We start from the raw sequence: 9,794 nt of genomic DNA on the forward strand, positions 1-9,794 counted from the left end.
GCCGGAAAGCCTGCCCGAGACGGTCGAGGCGACCCATGTCAGCCTGTTCGACGGCACGAACGAGGGCCTGAAGCTGAAGGACCGGCCGGTCTTCTCGGTGCAGTACCATCCCGAAGCCTCTCCCGGCCCGCAGGACAGCCACTACCTGTTCGACCGCTTCGTGGACCTGATCCGGACAAACAAGCGCGCCTGAGCGAAAACGGCGCGCGCAGGCGCGCCTGACGGGCCGTCCGCCCCGGGACCCCTTCTCCCGTCATGCGGGAGAAGGGTCGATCGGTAGCAGTTTTAACAGTTGATTCGCATTTCAGGCATTACGGATCTTCGGTCCGCAATCGTCTCGCCTGGTAGTGCGCATGTTTTCTCAACCAAGAGTCACGATCGCATTCGCCCTGGGCGGTCTCCAGGGGTTCAACGGCCACGGCATCGGCTTCCTGGACGCCGCCCGGGAGCTGGAGGTGGAGCCGTCGGTGATCTCCTGCACCGGCTCCATGATCGGCTGGGTCGCGACCTGGCTCGAAGGCCGCGAGCTGCTGCCCCTGCTGGCCGAGGCCATGGAGCGCGAGAGCCGGCACCCGCAGCAGGCGGAATGGCTCGGCCGGGTCTGGCGCGCCGCGTCCGGGATGTCGGGACCGCTGCGCCCGGCGGTCGAGGAGTATTGGCGCCGCTGGCTGACGCCGCCGTTCGCCGCGGGCGACGGCGCCTACGGCGTGCTTTCGCCGGCCTCCGGCCTCGCCAAGGCCTTCCTCGACCGCCTGATGCCGGCGCAAATCCTGTCGCCGCAGCCGGACCCGGAGGAGCGCGAACGCATCGCGGCCGCGATCAACGCCAGCAGGGTCCCGGTCGTCTTCAACAGCTTCCAGCCGCAGACCGGGCGGGACTTCCTGCACGTCAATCCGGCCGCGGCCGAGTTCCTCCAGGTCGAACCGCAGCCGCTCGCGTCCGACGCCAAGTTCAAGACGGTGTCGCCCGAGGCCGTCGCGGCCGCCCAGTGGCTCCACCAGTACGGCTTCGACGAGCGGAGCAACCCGCACGGCCTCATCAGCGGCACCTACCACCGCCAGTTCATCATCGCCGAGCTGCACATGGTCAACCGCATCTACGCGGTCCGGCCGATCAACACGCGCTGGATCGGCGAGCTGCCCGCCAACTGGTTCGAGATGCGGGATTTCACGCGCAGGCTGTGGTTCAACGGCGCCTACTACGCCGAGACCGCGCGCATGCGTCTCGTGAACCAGCTCGTGGAGACCGGGCGGCTGTCCGACGAGCTCTTCCGCCGCATCGAGCTGATCGAGGTGCAGGTCGAGGAACCCTACGAGGATTTCGGCCACGCCGCGGAAGAGCACGCGCTCTACCGGCGGGCGGCCGAGCGGGCGCGCGAGGTCCTCGGCGAGCGCGAGCACGCCAGCGTGCCGTGCGGCCTGCCCGTTCCCTGCACGCAACTTGCCTCGAGGCTGGCGCTGGCGGAATTCCTGCCGCGGATCTCGAATGACATATGCTACTCGTGCGGGTATTATACCGATGCTCCACATCGAACCAGAGAAGAGATTCATGCCGGCACCGCCCAAGGGTAAGCGCGCCTTCGCATTCGGTGGCCTGGGCGGCTTCAACGCCCACGGGGTCGGCTTCCTCGAAGCCGCCCGCGAGCTGGACGTCCGCCCGTCGATCATCACCTGCACCAGCGGCATGATCGACTGGGTCGCGCGCTGGCTCGACGGGGAGGAGCTCCTGCCGCTCCTGCGCCAGCAGATCCAGCGCTCCAACAAGTTCCCGGTGCCGCTGGACTGGATGAACAGCCTGTGGATCTCGTGGTTCGGCGATCCCGGCATCTTCCGCCCGGCGGTCCCGGAGTACTGGCGGCGCTGGATGACCCCGTTCGCGCCGGACGGCGCGCAGGCCGGGGACGAGCAGCATCGGCGCAAGCTCGCGAAAGCGTTCCTCGACCGCATGTTCCCGGCCCAGCTCTACGTGCCCCAGCGCGGCCGCGCCGACGTCGAGCGCATCGCGCGCGCCATGAACCGGAGCGAGATCCCGGTCGTCTTCAACAGCTTCCATCCCGCGACCGGGCTCGGCTACCTGCACGTCAACGAGGCCGGACGCGACTTCCTGGGGGTCGAGTACGGCGAGGCCGGGGGCGGCGACAAATACCTCCCGATCGACGCGGATGCCGTGACCGCGGCGCTGTGGCTCTACTTCTACGGCTTCGAGCATGCCGACAACCCCCGCGGCCTGGTCGACGGCGCCTACAACCGGCAATTCATCATCCGCGAACTCTACATGGTCGACCGCATCTATGCAGTGCGCCCGATCAACACCCGCTGGATCGGCACGCTTCCGGCCAACTACTTCGAGATCCAGGACTTCACGACCGAGCTGTGGTTCAACTCCGCCTATGCCGCCGAGACGGGGCAGATGGCCCTGATCAACCGCCTGATCGACGAAGGCAAGCTGCTGGACGACCGGTTCCGCCGCGTCGACCTGACCGAGATCCAGGTCGAGCGCCAGTACGGCTATTTCGACTTCTTCGTCGAGGAGATGGCGGTCTACGAGCGCTCGCACCGCCAGTCGCTGGAGACGCTCCGGGAGAAGGAAGGCGTCGCCGTCGCGGAACTGGTCGAGATGGCTTAGCGCCGGGCGCGAAAAGAAAAACCAGCGCTTCACGCCGCGGGTTCCTATCTCTATAACGTCCCGTTGACCACCCCCTCGCCCATCCGGCGGGGGTGTTTTGCTGCGCCCGCGCCCGGGCGCGTCGCCCCATTCGCGAGCGCACAGAGCATGCCGAAACGCACCGACATCCAATCCATCTGCATCATCGGCGCAGGTCCGATCGTGATCGGCCAGGCCTGCGAGTTCGACTATTCGGGCGTCCAGGCGTGCAAGGCGCTGCGCGAGGAGGGCTATCGGGTCGTCCTCGTGAATTCGAACCCGGCGACGATCATGACCGATCCCGAGCTGGCGGACGCGACCTACATCGAGCCGATCACCCCGGCGACCGTGGCGCGCATCCTGGAGAAGGAGCGCCCGGACGCGCTGCTGCCGACGATGGGCGGCCAGACCGCGCTGAACACCGCGATGACCCTGTCGCGCGACGGCACGCTGGAGCGCCTGGGCGTCGAACTGATCGGCGCGCGCGAGGAGGTGATCGCGAAGGCCGAGGACCGGCTGCTGTTCCGCGACGCGATGGACCGCATCGGGCTGGAGAGCCCGCGCTCGCGCCTCGTGCGCAACTTCGACGAGGCGCTGGAGGCGCTGGACCAGGTCGGCCTGCCGGCGATCATCCGGCCGAGCTTCACGCTCGCCGGCACCGGCGGCGGCATCGCCTACAACCGGCTCGAGTTCGAGGACATCGTGCGCGGCGGCCTGCGGGCCTCGCCCACCCGGGAAGTGCTGATCGAGGAATCGGTCCTGGGCTGGAAGGAGTACGAGATGGAGGTCGTGCGCGACGGCGCCGACAACTGCATCATCATCTGCTCCATCGAGAACATCGACCCCATGGGCGTGCACACCGGCGACAGCGTCACCGTCGCGCCGGCGCTGACGCTGACCGACAAGGAATACCAGGTGATGCGCAACGCCTCGATCGCGGTGCTGCGCGAGATCGGGGTCGACACCGGCGGCTCGAACGTCCAGTTCGCGGTCAATCCCGAGAACGGCCGGCTGGTCGTGATCGAGATGAACCCCCGCGTCAGCCGCTCCTCCGCGCTGGCCTCCAAGGCGACCGGCTTCCCGATCGCGAAGGTCGCGGCCAAGCTCGCCGTCGGCTACACGCTGGACGAGCTGGACAACGACATCACCGGCGTCACTCCCGCGAGCTTCGAGCCGACGATCGACTACATCGTCACCAAGATGCCGCGCTTCACCTTCGAGAAGTTCCCGGGCGCAGAGCCGCTGCTCACCACCAGCATGAAGTCGGTCGGCGAGGCGATGTCGATCGGCCGCACCTTCCAGGAGAGCGTCCAGAAGGCGCTGCGCTCCATGGAGACGGGCCTGACCGGCTTCAACGAGATGCCGGTCGGGGACGGCGACCCGCTGGCGATGCGCGCCGCCCTCGCCCGCCCGACGCCGGACCGGCTCCTGGTGATCGCCCAGGCGCTGCGCCAGGGCATGTCGGTCGCCGAGATCCACGCCGCCTGCAAGTACGATCCCTGGTTCATCGAGCAGGTCCGCGGCATCGTCGAGGCCGAGGCGCAGGTCCGGGCCGAAGGCCTGCCGGGCGACATGCGCGGATGGCTGGCGCTGAAGTCGATGGGCTTCGCCGACGCCCGGCTGGCGGAACTCGCCGGCCTGGGCGAGGCGGAGGTGGCCGAGGCGCGCCGGGCCGCGGGCGTGCGCCCGGTCTACAAGCGAATCGACACCTGCGCGGCCGAGTTCGCCTCGCGCACGCCGTACATGTACTCGACCTACGAGAGCGACGGCGCCGGGATGTCGGAATGTGAATCCGATCCCTCCGACCGGCGCAAGGTCGTGATCCTCGGCGGCGGCCCCAACCGGATCGGCCAGGGCATCGAGTTCGACTACTGCTGCGTCCACGCCGCCTACGCGCTGCGGGAAGCCGGCATCGAGACGATCATGGTGAACTGCAACCCCGAGACCGTCTCGACCGACTACGACACGTCCGACCGCCTCTACTTCGAGCCGCTGACGGCCGAGGACGTGATCGAGCTGGTGCGCGTCGAGCAGAGCCGGGGCACCGTGCTGGGCGTCATCGTCCAGTTCGGCGGCCAGACGCCGCTCAAGCTGGCGCCGGACCTGGAGGCGGCGGGCATCCCGATCCTCGGCACCTCGCCGGACGCGATCGACCTCGCCGAGGACCGGGAGCGGTTTCAGAAGCTGCTGCACGAGCTTGGCCTGCGCCAGCCCGCCAACGGCCTCGCGCGCAGCGTCGAGGAGGCCGAACGGGTCGCGGCCACGATCGGCTTCCCGGTCGTGATCCGGCCGAGCTACGTGCTCGGCGGGCGCGCGATGGAGATCGTGCGCGACATGGCCGGCCTGCGCCGCTACATGGCGACGGCCGTCAAGGTCTCCGGCCGCAACCCCGTGCTGATCGACGGCTACCTCCAGGACGCGATCGAGGTCGACGTGGACGCGGTCTCCGACGGGCACGAGGTCCACGTGGCCGGGATCATGGAGCACATCGAGGAGGCGGGCATCCATTCCGGCGACAGCGCCTGCGCGCTGCCGCCCCATTCCCTGCACCCCGAGACGGTCGACGAGATCACCCGCCAGGCGACGGCGCTCGCCCGCGCGCTGAACGTCGTCGGCCTGATGAACGTCCAGTTCGCCGTCAAGGACGGCATGGTGTTCATCCTGGAGGTCAACCCGCGCGCAAGCCGCACGGTGCCCTTCGTCGCCAAGGCGACGGGCACGGCGATCGCCAAGATCGCGGCCCGCGTGATGGCCGGCGAGAAGCTCTCGGATTTCCGCCTCAACGGGCCGTTCCCCGGCCACACCGCCGTCAAGGAGGCGGTCTTCCCCTTCGCGCGCTTCCCCGGCGTCGACATCCTGCTCGGCCCGGAGATGAAGAGCACGGGCGAGGTGATGGGCCTCGACCGCGACTTCGGCCGGGCGTTCGCCAAGGCCCAGCTCGGCGCCGGCGTCATGCTGCCGCTGGAGGGGATGGTGTTCATCTCGGTCCGGGACCGGGACAAGGCCGCCGTGCTGCCCGCGGCGAGGAAGCTGACCGAGATGGGCTTCAGGATCGTCGCGACCGAGGGCACCGCCAAGACGTTCGAGGAGAACGGCCTTTCCTGCACCCGCATCAACAAGGTGCTGGAGGGCCAGCCGCACATCGTCGACGCCATGATCAACGGCGAGGTGCAGCTCGTCTTCAATACCACGGAAGGGTCGCAGGCGCTGTCCGACAGCTTCAGCTTGCGCCGGACGGCACTGGTCAATAACATTCCCTACTACACCACTGTGGCGGGCGCCCGGGCAGCCGTCGAAGCGATAGCGGCACTCCGGAGCGAAAGCCTTGAAGTGGCTCCGTTGCAGTCTTACCTGAGCGGATCGTACTGAGACCGGAGATGGGCGCCGCGGCTTTCGGCCGCGGCGGGCGTCTTCTTCAGCTTTAGTGGACCGGGAAATGGAAAAAGTTCCGATGACGGCAGCGGGATACGACCGGCTGCAGGAGGAATTGAAGCATCTGAAGCATGTCGAGCGTCCGGCCGTGATCAAGGCGATCGCGGAGGCGCGCGAGCACGGCGACCTCTCGGAGAACGCGGAGTATCACGCCGCCCGGGAGCGCCAGAGCTTCATCGAGGGACGCGTCCTGGAGCTGGAAGACAAGATCAGCCGCGCCGAAGTGATCGACGTGTCCAAGCTTTCGGGCGACGTCATCAAGTTCGGCGCCACCATCACGGTCGCCGACGAGGATACCGACGAGGAGATGACCTACCAGATTGTCGGCCAGGACGAGAGCGACATCAAGTCCGGCCGCCTGTCCGTGACGTCGCCTCTCGCCCGTGCGCTGATCGGCAAGCAGGTCGGCGACATGGTCGAGGTGAGCACGCCCGGCGGCTCGAAGAGCTACGAGATCGTCAAGGTCGATTACCGCTGACCCGGACCGTGAGAACGCCCATGCCCCCGTTCCATCTCGCCTTTCCCGTCCATGACCTCGCCGAGGCGCGCGCCTTCTACGGCACGCTGCTCGGCTGCCCGGAAGGCCGTTCTTCCGAGCACTGGGTGGACTTCGACTTCTACGGGCACCAGATCGTCGCCCATCTCTCGCCCGACGAGGTCGGCCACCGGGCGACCAGCGCGGTCGACGGCGAAGCGGTGCCGGTGCGCCATTTCGGCGTCGTGCTGCCGGTGGAGGAATGGCACCGCCTGGCCGAGACCCTGAAGACGGCCGGACGCGACTTCATCATCGAGCCGCAGGTCCGCTTCAAGGGCGAGGTCGGGGAGCAGTACACGATGTTCCTGCTCGACCCCTCCGGCAATGCCCTGGAATTCAAGGCGTTCCGCGACCCGGCGATGCTGTTCGCGCACTGAAGGCGCGCCTCACTCCTCCAGTTCTTCCTCTTCCTCGTCCTCGGGCAGGTCGCCGACCTCGGTGTCGATCGGCACGCCCGGCAGGTACTTGGAGTTGCGGATGGCCAGGGCCGACTTGACGTGGCTGACGTTGGGCGCCGCGGTCAGCTTGGTCGTCAGGAAGCGCTGGTAGGCGTCCCAGTCCTCCGCCACGACCTTCAGCAGGAAGTCGGTCTCGCCGGCCAGCATGTGGCACTCGCGCACGAGCGGCCAGCTGTTGACCAGGTCCTCGAACTTCTTCAGGTCGACCTCGGCCTGGCTGGTCAGGCCCACCTGCGCGAACACGGTCACCCCGAAGCCCAAGGCCTCCGGATTTATGTCGGCGTGGTAACCGCGGATGTAATCGGCTTCTTCCAGCGCGCGGACTCGACGCAGGCAGGGTGGAGCCGAGATGCCTGCGCGCCGCGCCAGCTCGACGTTGGTCATCCGACCGTCGTTCTGAAGGTCGCGTAGGATTCGCCGGTCTATCCGGTCGAGTTTAACTCGCCGCATGATTGTCTCTTGTAGCCTCTGTGCGGGTTCAAGCAAGGATATTACCCTGCGTCCTGATTTAAGCCAAGATGCCTTCACCCACAAGAGTGAAACTTTATGACACGCCGCACAAATTCGCGGAATTCGACATACGCCCGCCTTGGGGCCGGCCGGCATGCGCTCCACGCGGGACGCCAGGCGCGATGACGGCGCCGAGCTGCTGGATCGTCACCGACGGCAAGCCCGGCATGGAGAACCAGTGCCTGGGCCTTGCCCGGGCCCTCGGCTTCGATCCCGTCATCAAGCGGGTGCGCCTGCGCGCGCCCTGGAAGCAGCTCAGCCCGTACCTGAAGCTCGGCAGCCGGTTCGCGGCCGGTCCGGGCGGCGACCCGATCGCCCCGCCCTGGCCCGACCTGCTGATCGCGTCGGGACGCAGTTCGATCGCCCCCTCGCTCGCCGCGCGCAAGCTGTCGGGCGGGCGCACCTTCACGGTCCAGATCCAGGACCCGCAGATCCCGGCCCGTTGGTTCGACCTGGTCGTCGTGCCCCGCCACGACCGGCTGCGGGGCGAGAACGTGGTCGCCACGCGCGGTGCGCTGCACCACGTCACGCCGGAGGCGCTGGCCGCCGCGGCCGCCCGGCTCGGGCCGGGGCTGGCCCATCTGCCGCATCCGCGAGTCGCGGTCCTGGTCGGCGGCGACAACGGCGTCTATCGCCTGACCGAGGCGCTGGCGGCCGAACTGGCCGACCGGCTCGCGGCACTGGCGCGCGGGCACGGCGTCGGGCTGATGGTGACGCCGTCGCGCCGCACGGGGGCCGCCAACGAGGCGATCCTGCGCCAGCGGCTCGCCGGCCTGCCGGCGGTCGTCTGGGACGGGGCGGGCGACAACCCCTATCTGGGCTTCCTCGGCCTCGCGGACCATGTCGTGGTCACCTGCGACAGCGTGTCGATGGTGTCGGAGGCCGCTTCCACCGGCAAGCCCGTGCACGTCGTCGACCTCGAGGGCGGATCGCCGAAGTTCCGCAGCTTCCACGCGGCGTTGCGCGCCGAGGGCATCGTCCGCCCCTTTACCGGCGCCCTGCCCTCCTGGCGCTACGAGCCGCTCGACGACACGGGGCTGGTCGCGGACGAAATCCGCAGGAGGCTCGCGACGAAACGTCCCGCCCGCGACGCGGCGCATTGAGTTTGGCGCGTCGCGTCACTAGTAATTCGGACTACGACCCCAGGGACGTCGACCGCATGCACACGAGCACTCCCCCCACCCGCCTTCCCGACGTTCCGGCCCAGGACGTCGGCCGGCACGTCGTCGCCAGCATCGCGGCGGCGGCGCGCGCGGACCAGCCCTACACCCACTGGCTGCCCGAGGACCTGCTGCCGCGCGATCTCGCCGAGGCGGTGGCTGCCCTGCCCTTCGATCCGCCCCGGATCACCGACACGCTCGGCCGGCGCGAGACCCACAACCAGTCCCGCACCTATTTCAGCCCCGAAGCCCGCGCCCGCTTCCCGGCCTGCGAGACCGTCGCGGCGGCGTTCCAGCACCCGGCCACCGTGGCGGGCATCGGCGGCATCTGCGGCATCGACCTCGCGGGCACGTCGCTGCGCATCGAATACTGTCTCGACACCGACGGCTTCTGGCTCGAGCCGCACACCGACATCGGCGTCAAGAAGTTCACGATGCTGCTCTACCTGTCGTCGGGACCGGGAGCCGACACCCTCGGCACGGACGTCTTCGACGGCGAAGGCCGCGTCGTGAAGACGTCTCCCTCCCCGTTCAACGGCGGCCTCGTCTTCGTCCCCTCCGACCGGTCCTGGCACGGCTTCCGCCGCCGGCCGATCGAGGGCGTGCGGAAATCCGTGATCGTCAACTATGTCGGCCCGGAGTGGCGGGCCCGCCATGAACTCTCCTATCCCGACCGGCCGGTCGGGTGAGGCGCGCCCCGGAGCTTCGACCATGACCGCCATCTGCGACATAGACGCCCTGCGCGCAGCCTCCCTCGCGCATGATCCCTTCGACCACCTGATCGTCCCCGGGTTCATCCGCCGCGCGCGGATCGGCGACATCCATCGCGACTACCCCGCGATCGACAAGCCCGGCAGCGTGCCGGTCGGCGTCTTCCGCCACGGCCCGGCCTTCGACGAACTGCTCGACGAGCTGCGCGGCGACGCGCTGCGCGACGTCTTCGAGGAGAAGTTCGACCTCGACCTGACCGGCAGGCCGACGATGTTCACGGTCCGCGGCATGTGCCGGCCGACCGACGGCAAGGTCCACCCGGACTCCGCCAGCAAGATCATAACG

General features: G+C 68.6%; 9 protein-coding genes and 1 pseudogene. 9 read left to right on the forward strand and 1 reads right to left on the reverse strand.

Features of this window, described 5'->3' with window-relative positions; all coding sequences use genetic code 11:
* The 6 genes from VGO20_RS16845 to VGO20_RS16870 all read left to right on the forward strand — a co-directional run.
* Nucleotides 1–193 (forward strand): glutamine amidotransferase-related protein (locus tag VGO20_RS16845; RefSeq protein WP_414639837.1); only part of this gene is annotated, 193 nt, incomplete at its 5' end.
* Nucleotides 194–353: 160 nt separating this feature from the next.
* Nucleotides 354–1,571 (forward strand): hypothetical protein, encoded by a 1,218-nt coding sequence (locus tag VGO20_RS16850; protein WP_327503536.1) that lies wholly within the window; start codon nucleotides 354–356, stop codon nucleotides 1,569–1,571.
* Nucleotides 1,549–2,625: a hypothetical protein gene (locus tag VGO20_RS16855; protein ID WP_327503537.1), complete on the forward strand. Its 1,077-nt coding sequence runs from the start codon at nucleotides 1,549–1,551 to the stop codon at nucleotides 2,623–2,625. Before VGO20_RS16850 ends, VGO20_RS16855 begins: the two co-directional genes overlap by 23 nt.
* Before the next feature lie 147 nt (nucleotides 2,626–2,772).
* Nucleotides 2,773–6,012 (forward strand): carbamoyl-phosphate synthase large subunit, encoded by a 3,240-nt coding sequence (carB, locus tag VGO20_RS16860; protein ID WP_327503538.1) that lies wholly within the window; start codon nucleotides 2,773–2,775, stop codon nucleotides 6,010–6,012.
* Nucleotides 6,013–6,079: 67 nt separating this feature from the next.
* A complete protein-coding gene (greA, locus tag VGO20_RS16865; RefSeq protein ID WP_327503539.1) occupies nucleotides 6,080–6,553 on the forward strand; it encodes a transcription elongation factor GreA in 474 nt (157 codons plus the stop codon).
* A gap of 20 nt (nucleotides 6,554–6,573) precedes the next feature.
* Nucleotides 6,574–6,987, forward strand: a complete 414-nt coding sequence (locus VGO20_RS16870) for a VOC family protein (RefSeq protein WP_327503540.1) — start codon at nucleotides 6,574–6,576, stop codon at nucleotides 6,985–6,987.
* A gap of 9 nt (nucleotides 6,988–6,996) precedes the next feature.
* Here VGO20_RS16870 and VGO20_RS16875 read toward each other — a convergent pair whose 3' ends face one another.
* Complete coding sequence (locus tag VGO20_RS16875) at nucleotides 6,997–7,518, reverse strand: Lrp/AsnC family transcriptional regulator (RefSeq protein WP_327503541.1); 522 nt, start codon at nucleotides 7,516–7,518, stop codon at nucleotides 6,997–6,999.
* A 182-nt stretch (nucleotides 7,519–7,700) separates the two neighbouring features.
* Between VGO20_RS16875 and VGO20_RS16880 the strand changes: the two genes are divergently transcribed.
* From VGO20_RS16880 to VGO20_RS16890, 3 genes and pseudogenes are all read left to right on the forward strand, one after another.
* Nucleotides 7,701–8,681 carry a mitochondrial fission ELM1 family protein gene (locus VGO20_RS16880; protein WP_327503542.1) on the forward strand — a complete coding sequence of 327 codons (981 nt, stop codon included), beginning with the start codon at nucleotides 7,701–7,703 and terminating at the stop codon, nucleotides 8,679–8,681.
* Nucleotides 8,682–8,737: 56 nt separating this feature from the next.
* On the forward strand, nucleotides 8,738–9,427 hold the full coding sequence (locus VGO20_RS16885) for a 2OG-Fe(II) oxygenase (RefSeq protein WP_327503543.1): 690 nt from the start codon (nucleotides 8,738–8,740) through the stop codon (nucleotides 9,425–9,427).
* 22 nt (nucleotides 9,428–9,449) lie between these two features.
* Nucleotides 9,450–9,794, forward strand: a pseudogene (locus tag VGO20_RS16890) (2OG-Fe(II) oxygenase); the annotation flags it as partial.

Source organism: Arenibaculum sp., from assembly GCF_035998295.1.
Lineage (GTDB): Bacteria > Pseudomonadota > Alphaproteobacteria > Azospirillales > Azospirillaceae > DASYHS01.

What these genes read in the sequence shown, in the direction of transcription:
- VGO20_RS16850 (WP_327503536.1), top strand. Translation starts at nt 354, where the DNA reads ATGTTTTCTCAACCAAGAGTCACGATCGCATTCGCCCTGGGCGGTCTC.
- VGO20_RS16855 (WP_327503537.1), top strand. Translation starts at nt 1,549, where the DNA reads ATGCCGGCACCGCCCAAGGGTAAGCGCGCCTTCGCATTCGGTGGCCTG.
- carB (WP_327503538.1), top strand. Translation starts at nt 2,773, where the DNA reads ATGCCGAAACGCACCGACATCCAATCCATCTGCATCATCGGCGCAGGT.
- greA (WP_327503539.1), top strand. Translation starts at nt 6,080, where the DNA reads ATGGAAAAAGTTCCGATGACGGCAGCGGGATACGACCGGCTGCAGGAG.
- VGO20_RS16870 (WP_327503540.1), top strand. Translation starts at nt 6,574, where the DNA reads ATGCCCCCGTTCCATCTCGCCTTTCCCGTCCATGACCTCGCCGAGGCG.
- VGO20_RS16875 (WP_327503541.1), bottom strand. Translation starts at nt 7,518, where the DNA reads ATGCGGCGAGTTAAACTCGACCGGATAGACCGGCGAATCCTACGCGAC.
- VGO20_RS16880 (WP_327503542.1), top strand. Translation starts at nt 7,701, where the DNA reads ATGACGGCGCCGAGCTGCTGGATCGTCACCGACGGCAAGCCCGGCATG.
- VGO20_RS16885 (WP_327503543.1), top strand. Translation starts at nt 8,738, where the DNA reads ATGCACACGAGCACTCCCCCCACCCGCCTTCCCGACGTTCCGGCCCAG.